This is a genomic window from Nonomuraea sp. K271 (assembly GCF_009908215.1).
Lineage (GTDB): Bacteria > Actinomycetota > Actinomycetes > Streptosporangiales > Streptosporangiaceae > Nonomuraea > Nonomuraea longispora.
In genome coordinates this window covers 26,346-44,519 of the sequence record NZ_JAAAHR010000067.1, presented here as the reverse complement: position 1 = coordinate 44,519, position 18,174 = coordinate 26,346, and the positions used below count along the sequence as shown (strand labels likewise).

The following is an 18,174-nucleotide window of genomic DNA, read 5'->3' as shown; positions in this document are numbered from 1 at the left end:
ACCCGCCCCTCCTTGATGGCCGAGTAGAGGGCGGCCTCGTCGACGATGCCGCCGCGGGCGACGTTGACGATGCGCACGTTGGGCTTGACCTTGTGCAGCTCGTCGTCGCCGATGAGCCCGATCGTCTCCTTCGACTTCGGCAGGTGCACGGTGATGAAGTCGGCCTGCTTGAGCACGTCGTCGAGGGGCAGCAGCTTGACGCCCATCTGCGCGGCACGGGCCGGCGGCAGGTAGGGGTCGTAGGCGATCAGCTCGACGCCGAACGGCTGCAGGCGCTGGGCCACGAGCTGGCCGATCTTGCCGAGGCCGAGGATGCCGACGACCTTCTCGTCGAGCTCGACACCGGTGTACTTCGACCGCTTCCACTCGCCGTTCTTCAGCGCGGCGTGCGCCTGGGCCGTGTTGCGCGCGCTGGCCAGGATGAGCGCGAGGGTCTGCTCGGCGGCGCTGGTGATGTTGGAGGTCGGCGCGTTGACGACCATGACACCGGCCTTGGTGGCGGCCTCGACGTCGACGTTGTCGAGGCCGACGCCGGCGCGCGCGACCACGCGCAGCTTGGGGGCCGCGGCGATGGCCTCGGCGTCGACCTGCGTGGCGGAGCGGACGATCAGCGCGTCCACGCCGGCGAGTGCGGGCAGCAGCTTGGAACGGTCGGCGCCGTCGGTGTGGCGGACCTCGAAATCAGCGCCGAGTACGGCGAGGCCGGCCTCGGACAGCTCCTCTGCGACCAGAACGACGGGCTTGTTCACGGGTGTGGATCCTCCGGGACGGGCGGGCTTCGGGGGACTCGTCACACGTCCGGCCCCCGACGGTCCCACAGAGTCTAACGGTCGCTTGTGAACGCGTTCACGAGAGCCCCAGGATGTGAGACAAGGGCGGCCGTACCCACGGAACACCAAACTCATCCATATCGCGGCCGTCTTTGTCTTGCTCGGGGGATTTCTTCGCCATTAGCCTGATAAGCCGTGGCCGACTACCTATGGTTCGTCATATGAGCATCGGGAATCCTGCGCTTGCCGACGTGCTCGCCCAGCATGGCACCCCCCATCGCCTGCTGGGCGCTCTCGCCGACGGTGGAATCCTGGTGGCGGTGCGAACAGATCGCTCGGTCGTCCTGGGGACGACCCAAGCCGGTGACCGGGTCCTGCTCGGTTACACCGGCCCTGCCACCTATGCCAGGCACCGCGGCAGCCATTCCCTGTCGGCGTGTGACGCCGACACCATCCTGGACATCCAGCGCGTCACCGGCGTGCGGGAGATCGTCATCGACGCGGCCGGACCAGCCGCCGCGGCCGTGCCCATCGACGATCTCCAGCGCTTCCTCACCTCGACGCGGAGCGGACCGACGCCCGTGCTGTCGGGGGCGGCGCCCGCCGCCTACGCGACGGGCGCCATGGCCACGGTCTCGCGCGGTGCCGCGCTGGCCCAGGTCGCGCCCCCCTCCACCCAGGCGCCCTCGTTCCCGTGGGTGCCCGCGCCCAGGCCGCATCTGTCGGGGCCCATGCAGCAGGTGGACCCCGGCTACCGGCGGTGCACGCATCCGATCCTGCCCGCCCTGCGGCAGGCGATCGCGCAACTGCTGATGGACTTCCCTCTCGTGCACCACGTCTGGATCTCCGAGGCGCGCACCGCGTCCGGCGTCCCGGGCATCATGTTGCACGTGAAGGTGCACATGTCCGCCGCGGAAGACGTCGTACGCGACCTGCACCGTCTGGTGCGGGCCCGGCTGCCGCAGTTCGCGGCGTCCGGCGCGCCGATCCTCATGGCCAGGGTGGCCGACACGCGCAGCGAACGCCGGATGATCGAGATCGGGGCACACGTTGTGTGCGCCGACGTCCGCGACTGACACGTGAGACGGGCCCGCGCGGGCCCGTCACGCCACGCCGGAACCCGGCCCTACCGAACAACGCTCTGTTCGGCTTCAATGAGGGCATGATCGCACCGGAGACGAGCGCCTCCACGGTCCCCCGGAGCGTGCGCGTCGGCTACGGGGTGGGATCGTTCTGCACCGCCACGGTGGGCGCCGTTCCCGGGTTGCTCCTGCTCTACTACATGACGAACTTCCTCGCCGTACCCGCGTGGCTGGCCGGGGTGGTCGTGACCGCGCCCAAGGTCTGGGACCTCGTGATCAACCCGCTGGTCGGCCGCTGGTCCGACCGGACCAGGTCACGGCTCGGCCCGCGCAGGCCCTGGATGCTCGCCGGCGCGTCCACGCTGCCCGCCGCGTTCTTCCTCGTCTTCGCCGGGCCGCCGCTGACCGGTGTCCCCGCCGCGCTGTACGTCGGAGTGTGCTTCCTGGCCACCGCGACGGCGTACGCGCTGTTCGAGGTGCCGTACAAGGCGATGCCGGGCGAGATGACGCACGACTACCACGAGCGCACCTCGCTGCTCCAGTGGCGGATGATCTTCATCGGCGCGGGCACCGCCATCAGCGGCGTGCTGGCTCCCGCCATCGTCACCAGCCAGGGCGACGACGGCACACTCGGCAGCTACCGGCTGATGGGCGTCACGATCGCGGCCATCCTGCTGGTCTCGATGCTGGGCTCGTTCTTCGGCACCGCCCGCGCCCCGATGACCGGCGCCCCCGAGCCCGACGGGGGCGGATGGCGCGAGCAGTTCGCCGCGGTCAAGGGCAACGCGCCGTTCCTGTGGATCACGGCGCTGGCCTGCACCCAGATGCTGGCCGTCAGCATGATGCTGGCTGCGGCGCCGTACTTCGCCACCTACACCATCGGCACGCCGGACGCGACGCAGACGTTGTTCGCGGCGCTGGTCGGCCCGATGCTGCTGACGATGCCGCTGTGGGTGCGGCTGTCCAAGCGGTACGACAAGCGCGGCGCGATGGTGCTGGCCGCGCTGATGTTCGGAGGCGGCACCGCGGCGGCCATGGCCACCCCCGTCTTCGGCTCCCTGTACGCGCACGTGATGATCCTTCTCGTCGGCGTGGGCATCGCGGGCGTGCAACTGCTGCTGTTCTCGATGCTGGCGGACGTGATCGCGGTGGACGCGGCGAGGACCGGCAAGCGCAGGGCGGGTGTGCTGTCCGGGTTGTGGACGGCCATCGAGAGCGGGGTCAGCTCGTTCGGCGCGCTCATCTTCGGCGTCATCCTGTCGCTCGGCGGCTTCATCGAATCCGAGCCGAGCAGGCCGGTCGAGCAGCCGGTCAGCGCGGTGACCGCGGTGCTCATCGGGCAGACCACGGTCCCCGCGCTGATCATCCTGGCGTCGGTGGTGGTGACGCTGAGATACCGCCTCACGCCACCCGGCGCGCCGGGGCCGGACGTGCCCGCGTGATCGACCCGGCCGCGGGGCGACGCCGGTGTGCCTGGCCGACGTGGACGACCGGCATGCGCACGAAGTACGGTCATCGCCAGCGATCCGCGTATTCTGGACACGAGGCGCGGTTCAGGAAGATACTCGCTACATGAGCTCCACGCTTCCGCCCTTTCGTGCCTCGGATGGGGAACGCGACCGTGCGATCGACGAGCTCAGAGATCGCGCCGTAGAGGGCCGCATCTCCCATGACACGTTCGTGGGCCGGGTCGACCAGGTGCTCAGGGCGCGCAACCGCGACGAACTCGACGAAGTGGTGGCCGACCTGCCCAGGCGTGCGACACTGCGCCAGCGGCTGACCGACGCGGTGGCGGCGGTGTCGGAGTTCACCTCCAGGGTGCAGTCGGCGTGGCGGCGGCCCCGGCTGCCCCGGCTCGCGCTGCCCGACGACGAACGGCTGCGTTACGTGGTGGGCAGGGGCTCGGCCTGCGACCTCGTGCTGTCGGACCTGACCGTCTCCCGCGTGCACGCCGAGCTGCGGCGCGAGAGCGACGGGTGGATGCTGGTCGACCTCGGCTCGCTCAACGGCACCCGGCTCAACGGGTGGCGGCTGGTCGGCCCCGCGCGGGTCAGGTCGGGCGACGAGATCGCCTTCGGCGACTGCGGTTTCCTGCTCACGTCCAGCCAGCCGTCCGTCTGACTTTTCCATCCTCCCGATAAATACGGCCTCCGATAAATACGGAGATTTGCGGATTACAGGCTGACGGTGCTGCTCCATGCTGCAGGCGATCCCCCAGTCATTTGGAGACCCCATGCGGCGCACCTCAGCATCCCTCGTCGCGGGCACGCTCGTCGCGGCCCTCGCGTGGGCGTCCAGCCCCTCCACCCCGGCGGTCGCGCTCGACCCCTCGGCAGGCGTGGCCGACCTGACCCAGGACCTCAACCAGATCCTCAGCGACTCACGGCTCACGATCGCCAGGGCGGGCGTCGTCGTCAAGAGCGCCGAGAGCGGCGAGGAACTGTACGCCACCGACGCCGGCAAGCTGCTGATCCCGGCGTCCAACACCAAGCTGTTCACCTCGGCCGCGGCGGCCGAGACGCTCGGGCTCGACTACCGCTTCACCACCAGCGTGCTGAGCACCGGCCGCAAGGCGGGCAAGGTGCTGACCGGCGACCTCGTGCTGCGCGGCACCGGCGACCCGACCATGCTGGCCGAGGACTACGACGCGCTGGCCGCCAAGGTGGCCCGCGCCGGCGTCAAGGTCGTCACCGGCAAGCTCGTGGCCGACGACAGCTGGTTCGACGCTCAGCGGCTCGGCAACGACTGGGCGTGGGACGACGAAACCGCCTACTACGCGGCCCCGATCTCGGCCCTGACCGCCTCCCCCGACAAGGACTACGACGCCGGCTCGGTGATCGTCGCGGTGGCCGCGGAGAACGGCAAGGTGAAGGTGACCACGACACCGGACACCGGCTACCTGAAGATCGTCAACAGGGCGACGGCCGGTTCCGAGACCGACGTGCTCATCGAGCGGCAGCACGGCACCCGCACCGTCGTGATCACCGGTACGGTCGCGGACCCGTACCAGGAGTGGGTGGCCGTCGACGACCCCACCGCCTACGCCTCGTCGTTGTTCCGGGAGTCGCTGGCGAGGCACGGGGTCAAGGTGCTCGGCCGTACGACGACCGGCGCGGCCCCCAAGGGCGCCAAGGAGCTGGCCGCGCACGAGTCGATGACGCTGGGCGAGCTGCTGGTGCCTTTCATGAAGCTGAGCAACAACATCCACGCCGAGATCCTCACCAAGGCCATGGGCCGCAAGGCCGCGGACCAGGGCACGTGGGCGGCCGGGCTCAAGGTCACCACCGACTTCGCCACGACCAACGGCGCACAGGTGATCAACATGCGGGACGGCTCGGGGTTGTCGCGCCGCGACGGCTTCTCGCCCGGCTCGATCGTGCAGTTCCTGTCTGCCGTACGCGGCAAGCCGTGGTTCGACACCTGGTACAAGTCGCTGCCCATCGCGGGCGAGTCCGAGCGTTTCGTCGGCGGCACCCTGCGCAGCCGGATGGCCGGCACCCCCGCCGCGGGCAACGTGCACGCCAAGACGGGCTCGCTGACCGGGGTGACGGCGTTGTCCGGCTACGTCACCAGTGCCGACGGCGAGCCGCTGATCTTCTCGATCATGCTCAACCAGTACCTGTCGGGCTCGCCGAAGGACATCGAGGACAAGATCGCCGTACGGCTCGCTCAGTTCTCGCGCGCCTCGGCGAGCGGCGAGCCGGTCGAGCTGCGCGCGTCGGACCCGGGACCGGCGGGCGACCTGGAGTGCTCGTGGTTGAAGCCCGCGCAGTGCTGATCACCGTATGACGAAGGCGGCTCCCTGACGCGCAGGGGGCCGCCGCGGTTTACCCGGCTACGCGCACTGGATCACGATTTAGCCACTTGGAGCGGTCTTTTCAGGACAAAGCCGACCTTTGAGCGCCAGAATGCGGTTCGACCTTGTGTGCACACGGCCGACCCGGAGGAGAGAATGCGCGGACAGCTCAAGGCATGGGCCTGCCTAGGGAGTCTGGCGGCGCTGACCTTCCCCGCACCGGCCGCGCAGGCGGCCACCGGCGCGCAGGCCTGCCGGGTGACCGCGGCCAAGCCGACGATCTCCAACGGCTTCGTCCGCGGCACGGCCACCAGGTCGGGCTGCTCCGGCAAGGCCCTGCTCCGGGTACGCGTCGCGATGGCCGCCTCCGGCCCCGACCGGGTGCTCAAGAGCGGCTCCAAGACCATCGAAACCGGCTCGATCACCGCGAGAGTGCGCTGCACCACCACCCCGCGCACCTACTACGTGGTCGCGCTCGACGCCAAGGGCCACACCGCCAAGTCGGGCACGGCCCGGCTGGCGTGCGGCAAGTTCGCATCGGCGGGCGAGGAGGCCCTGGTCAAGCTGACCAACAAGGCGCGGGCCGGCGGTGACTGCAGGCCCCTCACCCACGACCCCAGGCTGCACCTGGCCGCCGAACGCCACTCGGCGGACATGGGGGCCAAGGGGCGGCTCAAGCACACCTCAGGCGGGCGCACGTTCGGCGAGCGCATCAAGGCCGTCAACTTTCCCTACAGCCTGATCGCCGAGAACGTCGCCATGGGCTACCCGGCCGCCGCCACCGTGCTCAAGGACTGGCTGAAGAGCCCAGGCCACCGCAAGAACATCCTCAACTGCTCGTTCACCCACATCGGCGTCGGATACAGCACCAAGGGACAGGCCTGGACCCAGATCTTCGCCACCCGCTGAAGCCACGGGAGCGTCGGGCTTCACCGGCCTCACCCGCCGGTTACCATCGCACGCCCACACGCTCCCCTCCGGGCGGGCCCGGCCGCGTCTCTCCCCCGCACAAATGACCGCGGCCGGGCCCGTGTCACCCTTGGGTGCCGGGCCGGTCGGAGAAGCGGGCCAGCACCAGCGACTCGACGACGCCGACGACCGCGTACGCGAGGATGGACACGGCCGTGACCACCACGATGTCCGCCCACACCTCGTCGTAGCGAAACCCGCCGATCGCCCGCAGGATCTCCGCGCCGATCCCCTCGCCGGTGGCCAGCCATTCGGCGATGAGCGCGCCGATGATCGAGGCCGGCACCGAGATCCTTGCCGCGGCGAAGACCGAGGGCATCGCGGTCGGCACGGCCACCTTGCGCAGGACGGTCATGCGGGTGCCGCCGTAGGCCAGGACCAGGTCGGTGGCCTGCGGCGAGGCCGATCTCAGCCCGAAGACGATGTTCACCAGCGCCGGGAAGAACACCACGATGCCGCCGATGACGGCGACGCCCGGCAGGTCCCTGCCGAAGATCAGCGTGATCAGCGGCGTCATCACCACGAGCGGCACCGAGCGCAGCAACATCGCGACCGGCATGAACGTCTGCTCGACGGTCCTGAACAACACGAACGTCACCGCGACGGTCATCGCGGCGACCATTCCCGAGGCGAACCCGATGGCGGCGTCCCTGACGGTGATGCCCAGCGCGCCGAACACGGCCTCGCGGTGCGCCTGCGACGCGGTCAGGTATTCCCACACCTGGGGCGGGCGCTTGCCCACGAGCGGGCTGATGCCGAACGCCTCCAGCGCCAGCCACCACGCGGCCACGACGATGACCACACAGGGCGCGAGGGGCCCGACGACCCGCAGGATGGTACGGCCGATCACTGCGCCTCGCCTCTCGACCAGGGGGTGACCACGCGGGCGACGAGCGCGACGGCGGCGTATCCGAGACCTGCGACCAGCCCGGCGACGAGCGCCAGCCCCCAGGTGCGCGGCACCTGGAACTGCTGCTGGGAGATCATCAGGGAGACGCCGAGCCCCTGGTCGTTGCTGCCGAGGTATTCGCCGATGATCGCCCCGAGCAGCGCGGAGGGCGCGGAGATCTTCAGCCCGGCGAACGTGCTGGGCAGGGCCGAGATGATCTGCACGTACCGCAGCCTGGCCAGGCGGCCACCGCCGTAGACGGTGACGAGGTCGAGGCCGGCCCGGTCGGCGGAGCGCAGCCCGAGCAGGGCGCCGATGAGCGTGGTGAAGAAGACGGAGATGGCGGCGAGGAACACCACGGTGGCCTCGCCGCCGAAGACGACCAGCACGATGGGGCCGATCGCGAGCAGCGGAACGCAGTAGCTGATCACGGCGAGCTGGGTGGCGACGGCTTCGAGCCGGGGCACGAGCAGCACCAGCAGCGCCACGCCGATGGCCGGCCCGTTGCCCCACAGGAAGCCCTGCGCGGCGGCGGACACGGTGGCGGTGAGGTTGGGGCCGTAGAAGGCCCAGCCGTCGTCGCCCATCGAGGCCAGCACGGCCCACGGCGTGGGCACCGCGCCGCCACCGGCGAACACCGTCACGGCCAGCAGCCACCACAACACGACGAGGGCGAGCACACCGGCCAGCCCCTGCGCCCTTCTCATGAGGCGTGCCCGAACAGCAGGTCGCTGAGGTGGTCGTGGAGGGCGTGGAACTCCGGCGTACGCATCATGCCTGGCGTGCGCGGGCGCGGCAGGCCGATCTCCACCAGCTCGACGATGCGGCCGGGACGCGGGCTCATGACGGCGACCACGTCCGACAGGAAGATCGCCTCGCCGATGCCGTGGGTGACCATCAGCGTGGTGGCGGGCTTCTCCGTCCAGATGCGCAGCAGTTCCAGGTTGAGCCGCTGCCTGGTCATGTCGTCCAGGGCGCCGAACGGCTCGTCGAGCAGCAGCACGCTGGGTTTGACGACGAGCGCGCGGGCGATGGAGACGCGCTGGCGCATGCCGCCCGACAACTCGGCGGGCCTGGCCTTCTCGAACCCTTCGAGGCCGACCAGCTTGATCAGGTCGTCGATGACACCGGGCTCGGGCCTGATCCCGGCGACCTCCAGCGGCAGCCGGATGTTGGCCGCGACACTGCGCCAGGCCAGCAGGGCCGCGTCCTGGAAGGCGATGCCGAGGTGGTGGCTCCTGCGCAGTTCCGCGGGCGTCTCGCCGTTCACCCGGATCTCGCCGCTGGTGGGCTGCTCCAGGCCGGCGAGGATGCGCAGCACCGTCGACTTGCCGCAGCCGGACGGGCCGAGCAGCGACAGGAACGAGCCCTTCGGCGTGCGCAGGTCCACGCCGTCGACGGCGGTCACGCCCTTGCCGAACGTCTTGCTCAGCCCGGTGACGCTGATGCCGGTGCCGTGTCCCTCGACGGGCTCGCTCATGCCGGCTTCTTCAGGCTCGGGTCAGCCTTGTAGATCTCGTCGAGCACGCTCAGGTCGAACAACTGCTCGGCCTTGATGGTCAGGCCGGCCTTGGCCAGCGAGGCGATGTTCTGCTCGATCAGCTCCGGCGTCATCGTGAACAGCCCGTTGGCCTTGACGTCGGGGGTGACGACGAGCTCGTTCTGCATCTTGGCCTCCTCGGTCTGCTCCTTGACGTCGAGGTTCTGGTCCTTGCCGTAGACGGTGGCGGCCAGCTCGGCCGACCTGGCCGGGTCGGCGACGGCGTCCTTCCACCCCTTGATCTCGGCCGTCAGGAACGCCTTGAGCTTGTCGCGCTCGTTGTCGATCGTCTCCTGGGTGACCGTGAACGTCTCGGCGACCAGCGGCAGGCCGGCGTCGGCGAGCAGCAGGTGCGTGGCGTCGTGGCCCTCCATCCTCAGGCGTACGGGGCCGCTGGTGACGAAGCCGACGTAGCCGTCGAGCTGCCCGGAGGTCAGCATCGAGGGGTCGGACTGGAACGGCACCCGCGTCACGCTGCCCTCGTCGATGCCGTTGGCCTTGAGCAGTGCGTTCCAGACCAGCTCGTTGGAGTCCTGGACGCCGATCTTCTTGCCGGGCAGGTCCTTGGCGCTCTCGATCGGGTTCTCGCTCAGGGAGATGACGGCGAACGGGTTCTTCTGGAAGGTCGCGCCGACGATCTTCAGTGGAGCGCCCTGCAGCACGGCGGGGGCGGTGATGGTGGGCGCGGACAGGCCCGCCCAGCAGCGCCCGGTGGCCAGTCCCGACTCGACCGAGGTGCCGGAACCGCCGCCCGACAGCAGCTCAACCTGGGAGAACCCGGCCGCCTTGTAGTAGCCCTTGCTGTCGGCGAAGTATTCGCCGGCGAACTCGACGTTCTTCTTCCAGGAGAGCTGGAGCTTGACCGAGCCCAGCCCGCCGCCGGAGGAGGAGCCGGCGGGCGAGCCGCTGTCGCCGCAGGCGGCCAGACCGAGCGCCAGACCGGCCAGCCCTGTCGTCCGCAGGAACGCGCGACGGTCGAAGGTAGCCATGATTCTCCTTGAGCGGCCGTGAAGGTGCAGGTCAGGACGTTATCTACCGATTATTACCATCAAGTGACGGTATTTTAGGACTTCTCGGTCGGTGGACGGCCATTGCCCGGCATCGCGGGAAAACCGCTGGCGGCCCCTGTAGGTCCCTACGAGAGTGCGGGGCCAGGACCGTAGATCCCTCCAGCAAGCCAGGGGCTCCGGTAGCGTCGGGCGTGAAATGAGACTTGACGGAATCCCCCTTTGGGACGGTACCGAACTTCGCGGCCCTGTCGACCTGAGCTGGGAGCCCGACCGGATCATCGACGTGAGCCCGGCCGCGCCGCGCCACGACGACCTGTGCGTCATCCCCGGCCTGGTGGACACGCACGTGCACCTGATCGGCCACGCCGGCCCCGGCGACCCGCCCGACTTCGCCACCTGGCCGCTGGTCACCACGCGCGACGAACAGGTGCTGCACGGCGTGGCCCACGCCCAGCGGGCCATGCGGCACGGCGTCACGACGCTGCGCGACCTCGCCGGCGACGAGGCCCAGGTCGCGCTGCGCCGGGCCTTCGACGCCGGGGTGCTGCAGGGACCGCGCGTCCAGGTGCACGGCGTCGTGGGGATGACCGCGGGGCACAACGATCTCTTCGTGCCGCCGGCCTCGCCGCTGCGCAAGCCCACGGCCGACGGGCCCGACGAATGCCGCAAGCTCGTACGCACCTGGGCCAGGGCCGGCATGGACGGCATCAAGCTCACCACCAGCGGCGGCGTGTTGTCGATCGGCGACAGGAACGCCTGGCGCAACTACACCCGCGACGAGATCGGAGCCGTCGTCGACGAGGCCCACGCGCTCGGCATGCCGGTCGCCTCCCACGCCCACTCAGAGGAGGGCATCCGGGTCGCCGTCGAGGAGGGCGTCGACTCGATCGAGCACGGCACCCTCCTGAGCACCGACCTGGCCGAGGTCCTGGCCGCCCGCCGCACCCCCGTGGCGCCGACACTGCTCATCAACGAGGCCATCGCCGAAGGCCGGGTCCCGGTCACCCCGGAGGCCAGGGCCAAGGCCGCCGAACTGGTCGCCGCCCGCGACGTGCTGCTCGCCCAGGCGGCCGCGCTCGGCGTACGGTTCGTGCTGGGCACCGACGCCAACGGCCACCACGTGCAGTTCGGCGACCAGCTCGCTGAGGTCCGCCACATGGCGAGGATCCTCGGCATGGACGCGGCGTCGGCGCTGCGCGCGGCCACCTCCGACGCCGCCGACTCGATCGGCATGCCCGTCGGCCGGATCGCACCCGGGCTGGGCGCCGACCTCATCGTGCTGCGCGGCCGGCCGTGGGAACGCATCGACGACCTGGCCACCGGCAACATCGTGGCCGTCGTGTCACGAGGCGCCGTCGTCGCGGGCGCGCTGCCCTGACCGCAGCGCGAGATAGAGGTCCGTACGGTCGCGCATCGACGACATGCGCCGCCCGGTCAGCTCCTCGATCCGCTGCATCCGGTAACGCAGCGTGTTGACGTGCACGTACAGCTCGTCGGCCGTGCGCTGCCACGACCCGCAGGTCTCCAGAAACAGGTCGAGCGTGCGCAACAGCTCGGAGCCGTGCCGCGCGTCGTAGTCCTCGACGGGCGCGAGCAGGCGGTCGCGGAAGGACCGACGGACTCCGACCGGCAGTGAGGCCAGCAGCAGTTCGAAGCTGTCGATGTCGGCCACCGACATGATCGACACGGGGCCGGGGCCGCCCCTGGCGGACTCCATGCCGCGCCTGGCCGTCTCCAGCGCCTCGCCGAGCCGCGACACGCTGGGCACCATCTCGCTGATCCCGGCCGCGATCCTTATTCCGGGGCTTGTCCCGGGGCTTATCCGAGGGCCGCTCCCGGGGCCGGCGACCAGGTCGCGCAGCTCGTCGGCCAGGCTCCTGCGCGAGGCCCGGCCGTTGACCAGCACGATCGCCTCGCGCGGCGTGCCGCCGACGATCAGGTGCCGTCCTCTCCTCGCCAGCCCCTCGTGCAGCAACTCCGGCAGGTCGTGCTCGGGACCGCCGGTCCGGGTGACCACCATGGCCGCCGTCGGCAGGCCAGGGTCGGCGCCGAGCAGCCGCAGATGCGCCGAGACCTCGCCGGGCGGGATCTGGCCGAGGACGTCGAGCAGCGTCTGCGCCCTGACCCGCTCGGCCCTGCGCTGCTCGGCGGCGAACCCCTCGACCGTCACCACCTCGGTGACCGCGCCGAACGACTGGTCGGGAGCCGCCAGCAGCAGCGGCAGCCGGCGCAGCTCGCACGCCTTGACCAGTTCCCGCGGCAGCTCGCCGAGCACGATGAGGCCCACGACCAGGCCGGCCGCGTCGCTCGCCCACAGCGCCTCGGCGAAGCGCTCGCAGTCGGACGGCTCGGAATACCACACCCCGCTGGTCAGCACGAGGTCGCCGGACTGCAGGTAGCGGCGGGGATCGGGCAGGTCGGTCGGGTAGGCGCGGCGGATCTCGCGATCGAGTGCCTCCTCGCCTGCCACCAGCGTCAGCCGCAGGTCGTCGCGTGCGAGCAGATCCGCCAGCCTCATGAAATCCGATGGTATGCCAGGCCGCGCGGATGGACGGGACGGCCGGGGTCCGTACCACGGACGGGAGCGCAGCGGCTCGCCCAGAGAGGGGTTTCCGCACGGAAATGCCCGTGACAGTTCAGAGGTTCGCACGATATCTGCCGGGCCGGGTGGTCCGGTTTACTCGGTGCCATGCGTCCCAAGGCGGAACTCCACCTGCACATCGAAGGCACCCTTGAGCCCGAGCTCGTCGTCGAGCTGGCCAGGCGTAACCGGATCGAGCGGCCGGCCTTCGACGTGTTCGACGTGGAGGCCGTCCGCGCCCGCAACGACTTCGCCGACCTACGCTCGTTCCTTGACGTCTACTACGACAACCTGGCGGTCCTGCGTACCGAGGAGGACTTCTACGACCTGGCCGCCGCCTACCTGCGGCGGGCCGCCGCGCAGGGGGTGCGGCACGCGGAGATCTTCTTCGACCCGCAGGCGCACACGAGCCGTGGCGTGCCGCTGGAGGCGGTGTTCGGCGGGTTGTCGGCGGCGCTGCGTGACGGCGAGGTGCCGGCCGCGCTCATCCTGTGTTTCCTGCGTGACCGGGGCGCGGAGGAGGCCGAGCGCACGCTGCGGGCGGCGCTGCCGTTCCGTGAGCAGTTCATCGGCGTGGGCCTGGACTCCGCGGAGGTGGGATATCCGCCGTCATTGTTCCGGCGGGTCTTCGACATCGCCGCCGCCGAGGGTCTGCACCGGGTGGCGCACGCGGGCGAGGAGGGCGGCCCCGACTACGTGTGGGAGGCGCTCGACGTGCTGGGCGTGGAGCGGGTCGACCACGGCATCAGGGCGATGGAGGACCCGCAGCTCGTGGCCAGGCTGCGGGAGGAGCGCATCCCGCTGACGGTGTGCCCGCTGTCGAACGTGCGGCTGGGGGTGGTGCCGTCACTGCGCGACCACATCCTGCCCGCGATGCTGGACGAAGGGCTGGTCGTGACGGTCAACTCCGACGATCCGGCCTACTTCGGCGGCTACGTCGAGGACAACTACGAAGCGTTGCGGCGGGAGCTGGGGATGACGGGCGAGCAGCTCGACCGGATCGCAGCCGGCTCCTTCGCCGCGGCCTTCGCGTACGACCCCCGGCACGGTGAAGGGGCCCACCCCGCGGGCAGGCCCCTTGGCTCTTAGCCGCTCAGGACCGACGTCAGCTGGTCGTGGCCGAGCAAGCGATGTCGTCGCCGCTGCCCCGGCCGAGGATCCCGCTGAGGATGTCGCCGGTGTTGAGGACGAGGAGACCGGTCTGGTTGGCGGAGGACTCGCGGGCGATCGTGTTGTCGTCACCGCAGAAGAAGAAGACGCGCGAGTTGTTGTCGCCGTCCCCCTCGTTCATGGGCATCTGAACCTGGGTCGTCGCCGCGAGCGCGGAGCCGCCGGACAGGAGCAGCCCTCCGACGAGCCCGGCCAGGATGAGCCCTGATCTGTACATGTCTTATCCCCTCTGATACCGATTGACTACTCTCTGTAGCTACCGGGGGAAGATCTGCCCGGCCGTTCTCTTCGACAAACTCCGGCATCTGCGCTCTTGACCGGGTCGAAACCGGCGCCTGGCGAAGCCAGGCCGGAGATCATCCAGCTTGACGATCAGATGCGCTCCCGCGAGGAGCCGAAGATCAACTCTTGACCGATTCGCGACCATGGCGCGCCGGCCCACGCCGCCCAGACTGGTGCGTGTCACGGGAGGCAGTCATGACCACAGGGGCCGATACCGGCCGGCGTACCGAACTCGACGCCGTGCGCGCCCTCGTGGTGGTCGGGCTGGTGTTCTTCCACGCGTCGCTGGTGTTCGACTCGCGCGACGACTTCTACGTCAAGAACGCGGAGACGACCGACATCACGTTCGTCATCGCGGCGCTCTGCGTGATCTGGGCGATGCCGCTGCTCTTCCTGATCGCCGGGCTGGGAGCCTGGCACTCCCCGCGCCGCCGGGGCCCGGCGGGTTCGCCGTGGAGCGCTTAGCCCGGCTGGGCGTGCCGCTGCTGTTCGCCCTGGTCACGATGCGCCGGTGCCTCAGTGGCTGCGGCTGCGGGCCGATCCCGGCTACCACGAGTCCTATCTGGAGTTCCTGCCGAAGTTCTTCTCCGTGCGGCCGGATCCGGGCGACTTCCCGTTCGTCGTGGAGGGGACGTACTTCGAGACCGGGCACCTGTGGTTCGTGGTGCTGCTGCTGACGTTCTCGCTCGTGCTCGCGCCGCTGGCGCGGTGGGTGCCGCGCGGCCGGGCGCTGCGCCGGCGCGAACGGCTCGTCGCGCTCTCGCAGCCGCGTGGCGCGATCCTGCTGCTCGGCCTGCCGATCGCGGCGATCTGCGCGCTCGCCCGCCTCGAAGAGGCCTTCGGCGGCTGGGACCGCTGGGCGTACCTGGCGTTCTTCCTGTACGGCTTCCTGCTCGTGACCGATCCCCGCTTCCGCGCGGCGATGCGGCGGACCCGGTGGATCGCGGCTGTCGCGGGAGCCGTGCCGATGCTGGTGGGGGTGAACCGGCTGTCGGCCTACCTGGCGCCCGCCGTGCTGCCGCTCTACATCCTGCACCAGCCGATCGTCGTGGCCGTGGCCTTCCACGTGGCCGGCTGGCAGGCGGCAATCCTGGTCGAATATGTGGTGATCGTGGCCTTGTCACTGGGGCTGACGGTGGCCGTCTACGACGTCCTGGTACGCAGGACCCGGGTGACGAGGTTCCTGTTCGGGATGTGGGAGCCTACGGGACGGTGAGGACGACCGGGCCGTCGTCGGTGATGGCGACCGTGTGCTCGACGTGCACGCTCCGGCTGTCGTCGCCCGAGCACACCGACCACCCGTCGTCGGCCATGTAGTAGGCGTCGCCGCCCCCGGCCATCAGGCTCGGCTCGATCGCGATGACCAGGCCGGTACGCAGCCGCAGGCCGCGGCCACCGCGCGCCTCGTTGGGCACGAACGGCGACTCGTGCATGGCCCGGCCGATGCCGTGGCCGCCGAAGTCGTTCTGCATGCCGTAGCCCGCGCCGCGGCCGACCGCGGACATGGCGTGCCCGATGTCGCCCATCCTGCCGCCGGGCAGAGCCGCCTCGATACCCGCGGCCAGCGTCTCCTCGGCGACTTTGATCATCTTGAGGTCCTCGTCGCGGGGGTGGCCCACGGTGAAGCTGACGGTGCCGTCTGCGTGCCAGCCGTCGACGTACGCCCCGCAGTCGATGCTGATCAGGTCGCCGTCACGCAGCCGGTACGGTGTCGGGAGGCCGTGCAGCATCACCCCGTTGACGGAGGTGCAGATCACTCCGGGATAGGGCATCGCGCCGAACGACGGGTGATAACCGAGGAACGACGCCCCCGCGCGGGCCTCCTCGATGACGGTCCTCGCCACCTCGTCGAGCTGCTTCAGCGTCACCCCGATGCCTGCCCGCTCCCGCACCGCCGCGTGCACGGCGGCCACCACCTTGCCCGCCTCCCGCATCGCGGCTATCTCACCGGCTGACTTGAGCTCGATCACGGCGCCTCCTCGTCGATAACTATACCGGTATTACTATCACACAAGGATGGCGCCGCGTTGGCCGCGTCAGAGCGTGATGACGACCTTTCCCCTGGCGTGCCCCCGTTCGAGATAACCGACGGCGTCGGGGACGTCGCTGAGCCGATAGGTCCGGTCGATGACGGGGGTGATGTCCCGGGATTCGAGCATCCGGCCGAGGGCGGCCAGGTCGTCGGCGTTCTCCTTGGTCATGAGCGAGACGAGCTTCTGGCGTACGAACAGGGACGACACGAGCAGCAGGACGATCCGCCCCACGACCCCGACCCAGGGGCCGCCGGAGCCGCTGTTGTGCACGAAGGTGCCGCGCGGGGCAAGCACGCGCCTGCAGGCGGCTAACGAGCGATTGGCAATGTTGTCGAGAATGAGGTCATATTTCTGCGTGCTTCGGGTGAAATCCTCTTTGGTGTAGTCGATGACGTGGTCGGCGCCGATCGACCGGACCAGATCCGCGTTCCGCCCGCTGCACACGGCCGTCACCTCGGCCCCGAGAACCTTGGCCAGCTGCACGGCGAACGTCCCCACCCCGCCGGAGGCGCCGTTCACCAGCACCTTGCGCCCACCGACCTGAGCCTTGTCGCGGACGCCCTGCAAGGCGGTGAGCCCGGCCGTGGGCACCGCCGCCGCCTCCTCGTACGTCAGCGCGGCCGGCTTGCGCGCCACCGGCCCGCCCTCGGGCACGGTGACGTATTCGGCGAACGCCCCCTTGCACACGCCGTAGACCTCGTCGCCGGGCTGGAACTTGGTGACGTCCTTGCCCACCGCTTCGACCTGCCCGGCCAGGTCGAAGCCGAGCACGTGCGCCTTGGGCCGGGTCAGCCCGGCCACGGCGCGGAAGATGTACGGCGAGCCGCGCATGAGGTGCCAGTCGCCCGGGTTGACCGAGGCCGCGCGCACCCGGATGAGCACCTCGTCGTCGCCCGCCTCCGGCTTGCCGACCTCCTGCAGCTCAAGCACGTCGGGCGGGCCGTAGGCACGGTAGCGGATGGCCTTCATGGATCTCCTGTCATGTGTAAGAGTTTTCTTACATATGAAAGGACGGTAGCATCCGCTCCTCCCGCGAACAATGCACGCGCGCGTCTTGTTCAGCCGGCCGATGGCTCAGCGCAGGAGACCGCCGCCCCGCGCGGCTCACCACATCGGGTACGGGCCGAGCGGGGCGGGTGGCGGCAGCGGGCCGGCGGGGGCGGTGCGGTCGGCGCGGAAGGCCTCCAGCAGGTACGCGACATGCCGCCGGGACGCGGCCAACCTCACCTCAGTGGAGCCGGCGGCCAGGCCGCCGTTGGCCATGAGCAACAAGGTCAGATCCGACCTGTCGAAGTCGGCACGCAGCCGCCCGGCCGCCTTCGCCCTGCGTACCAGCTCGGCGAGCCGCTGTTCGGAGCGCGCCCGCACGTCCTCGGCGCCTTCCACGGTGCCTTCCTCCGTACCTTCCACGGTGCCTTCGGCGGTGAACCGCGTCAGGAGCGCCGCGCTGAAGCCGCGCTCGACCACCTGCATCGTGGTCACCTGCTCGATGACCGTGCAGAACCCCCGCCACGGGTCGGCGTCGGCCAGCGCGTCGTCGATGGCCGAGCTGCACACGTTCAGCTCGTCGGCGAACACCTCCTCGACCAGCGACTCGCGCGTGGGGAACCGCCGGTAGAGGGTCGCCACGCCGACGCCGGCACGGCGGGCGATCGCGGCCATCGGCACGTCGAGGCCGCGTGCGCCGAACGCCTCACGCGCGGCTTCGAGGATGCGGTTGCGGTTGTGCAGCGCGTCGGCGCGGAGCCCGGCCGCGCCTGCCGCGGCAGGCCGCATCCGGGAGGAAGCAGCGGGCATGTCTCTCACATTAGACCAGGACGGACCGGCCGGTCGCGGTGACGGCGTCGCGTTGTTGTCGACGGGGCATGACGGCTGCGCTTACGCGCTGACCGGCCCCGAACGCACCTCTCCCTCTGCCCAGACCCGCCTGCTCGGGGACCTGCTGACGCGACCGTTGACGTTCGAGGCGGTGCCCGCGGAGGCCGGAATACCTCCATGACGGCCTTCGGCATCTCCGCGGAGGAGGACAAGGCGAGCGTGCGCTCGGCGCGT

General features: G+C 70.3%; 20 protein-coding genes. 10 read left to right on the top strand and 10 right to left on the bottom strand.

Features of this window, described 5'->3' with window-relative positions:
• The coding region (locus GUY59_RS23255) for a hydroxyacid dehydrogenase (RefSeq protein ID WP_281283663.1) at positions 1-749 on the bottom strand (749 nt) is incomplete at its 3' end.
• Between the two features lie 242 nt (positions 750-991).
• Between GUY59_RS23255 and GUY59_RS23250 the strand changes: the two genes are divergently transcribed.
• From GUY59_RS23250 to GUY59_RS23230, 5 genes are all read left to right on the top strand, one after another.
• Complete coding sequence (locus tag GUY59_RS23250; protein WP_132333975.1) at positions 992-1,846, top strand: hypothetical protein; 855 nt, start codon at positions 992-994, stop codon at positions 1,844-1,846.
• Between the two features lie 86 nt (positions 1,847-1,932).
• Positions 1,933-3,294, top strand: coding sequence for an MFS transporter (locus GUY59_RS23245; protein WP_138199782.1), 1,362 nt, complete (start codon positions 1,933-1,935; stop codon positions 3,292-3,294).
• A gap of 130 nt (positions 3,295-3,424) precedes the next feature.
• Entirely contained in the window at positions 3,425-3,973 is a 549-nt protein-coding gene (locus tag GUY59_RS23240) for a DUF1707 and FHA domain-containing protein (RefSeq protein WP_132333977.1), read from the top strand.
• Positions 3,974-4,085: 112 nt separating this feature from the next.
• Positions 4,086-5,630 carry a D-alanyl-D-alanine carboxypeptidase/D-alanyl-D-alanine endopeptidase gene (gene dacB, locus GUY59_RS23235; protein ID WP_138199781.1) on the top strand — a complete coding sequence of 515 codons (1,545 nt, stop codon included), beginning with the start codon at positions 4,086-4,088 and terminating at the stop codon, positions 5,628-5,630.
• 174 nt (positions 5,631-5,804) lie between these two features.
• Positions 5,805-6,557, top strand: coding sequence for a CAP domain-containing protein (locus tag GUY59_RS23230; RefSeq protein ID WP_138199780.1), 753 nt, complete (start codon positions 5,805-5,807; stop codon positions 6,555-6,557).
• A gap of 124 nt (positions 6,558-6,681) precedes the next feature.
• Here the strand turns inward: GUY59_RS23230 and GUY59_RS23225 are convergent, their stop codons facing one another.
• Genes GUY59_RS23225 through GUY59_RS23210 form a run of 4 tightly spaced genes read right to left on the bottom strand, consistent with a single transcriptional unit; the run spans position 6,682 to position 10,035 of the window.
• A complete protein-coding gene (locus tag GUY59_RS23225) occupies positions 6,682-7,467 on the bottom strand; it encodes an ABC transporter permease (protein WP_138199779.1) in 786 nt (261 codons plus the stop codon).
• Positions 7,464-8,213, bottom strand: a complete 750-nt coding sequence (locus GUY59_RS23220) for an ABC transporter permease (RefSeq protein WP_132333981.1) — start codon at positions 8,211-8,213, stop codon at positions 7,464-7,466. Before GUY59_RS23220 ends, GUY59_RS23225 begins: the two co-directional genes overlap by 4 nt.
• On the bottom strand, positions 8,210-8,986 hold the full coding sequence (locus GUY59_RS23215) for an ABC transporter ATP-binding protein (protein ID WP_132333982.1): 777 nt from the start codon (positions 8,984-8,986) through the stop codon (positions 8,210-8,212). Before GUY59_RS23215 ends, GUY59_RS23220 begins: the two co-directional genes overlap by 4 nt.
• Positions 8,983-10,035 carry an ABC transporter substrate-binding protein gene (locus GUY59_RS23210; RefSeq protein WP_138199778.1) on the bottom strand — a complete coding sequence of 351 codons (1,053 nt, stop codon included), beginning with the start codon at positions 10,033-10,035 and terminating at the stop codon, positions 8,983-8,985. The genes GUY59_RS23215 and GUY59_RS23210 overlap by 4 nt, the downstream gene beginning before the upstream one ends.
• 217 nt (positions 10,036-10,252) lie before the next feature.
• On the opposite strand from GUY59_RS23210, the gene GUY59_RS23205 reads away from it, so the two are divergent.
• A complete protein-coding gene (locus GUY59_RS23205; RefSeq protein WP_138199777.1) occupies positions 10,253-11,434 on the top strand; it encodes an amidohydrolase family protein in 1,182 nt (393 codons plus the stop codon).
• Here GUY59_RS23205 and GUY59_RS23200 read toward each other — a convergent pair.
• A complete protein-coding gene (locus tag GUY59_RS23200) occupies positions 11,399-12,574 on the bottom strand; it encodes a PucR family transcriptional regulator (protein ID WP_138199776.1) in 1,176 nt (391 codons plus the stop codon). The two genes, GUY59_RS23205 and GUY59_RS23200, sit on opposite strands and share 36 nt — an antisense overlap.
• Before the next feature lie 171 nt (positions 12,575-12,745).
• Between GUY59_RS23200 and GUY59_RS23195 the strand changes: the two genes are divergently transcribed.
• Entirely contained in the window at positions 12,746-13,726 is a 981-nt protein-coding gene (locus GUY59_RS23195) for an adenosine deaminase (RefSeq protein ID WP_138199775.1), read from the top strand.
• A gap of 16 nt (positions 13,727-13,742) precedes the next feature.
• On the opposite strand, the gene GUY59_RS23190 is transcribed toward GUY59_RS23195, so the two are convergent.
• Positions 13,743-14,024 (bottom strand): hypothetical protein, encoded by a 282-nt coding sequence (locus GUY59_RS23190; RefSeq protein WP_138199774.1) that lies wholly within the window; start codon positions 14,022-14,024, stop codon positions 13,743-13,745.
• Positions 14,025-14,284: 260 nt separating this feature from the next.
• Here GUY59_RS23190 and GUY59_RS48895 point away from each other — a divergent pair, with 260 nt between their 5' ends.
• Both GUY59_RS48895 and GUY59_RS23185 read left to right on the top strand, forming a co-directional pair.
• Positions 14,285-14,554 carry a hypothetical protein gene (locus GUY59_RS48895; protein ID WP_236667423.1) on the top strand — a complete coding sequence of 90 codons (270 nt, stop codon included), beginning with the start codon at positions 14,285-14,287 and terminating at the stop codon, positions 14,552-14,554.
• 46 nt (positions 14,555-14,600) lie between these two features.
• A complete protein-coding gene (locus GUY59_RS23185; RefSeq protein WP_236667422.1) occupies positions 14,601-15,305 on the top strand; it encodes a hypothetical protein in 705 nt (234 codons plus the stop codon).
• On the opposite strand, the gene map is transcribed toward GUY59_RS23185, so the two are convergent.
• From map to GUY59_RS23170, 3 genes are all read right to left on the bottom strand, one after another.
• Entirely contained in the window at positions 15,292-16,059 is a 768-nt protein-coding gene (map, locus tag GUY59_RS23180; RefSeq protein WP_138199773.1) for a type I methionyl aminopeptidase, read from the bottom strand. The genes GUY59_RS23185 and map overlap by 14 nt on opposite strands.
• A 66-nt stretch (positions 16,060-16,125) precedes the next feature.
• The gene (locus GUY59_RS23175) at positions 16,126-17,091 is read right to left on the bottom strand and encodes an NAD(P)-dependent alcohol dehydrogenase (RefSeq protein WP_138199772.1); all 966 of its coding nucleotides are present in this window, start codon (positions 17,089-17,091) and stop codon (positions 16,126-16,128) included.
• Positions 17,092-17,226: 135 nt separating this feature from the next.
• The gene (locus GUY59_RS23170) at positions 17,227-17,919 is read right to left on the bottom strand and encodes a TetR/AcrR family transcriptional regulator (RefSeq protein WP_138199771.1); all 693 of its coding nucleotides are present in this window, start codon (positions 17,917-17,919) and stop codon (positions 17,227-17,229) included.
• Between GUY59_RS23170 and GUY59_RS23165 the strand changes: the two genes are divergently transcribed.
• Complete coding sequence (locus GUY59_RS23165; protein WP_138199770.1) at positions 17,918-18,121, top strand: hypothetical protein; 204 nt, start codon at positions 17,918-17,920, stop codon at positions 18,119-18,121. The two genes, GUY59_RS23170 and GUY59_RS23165, sit on opposite strands and share 2 nt — an antisense overlap.
• Positions 18,122-18,174 lie beyond the last annotated feature (53 nt).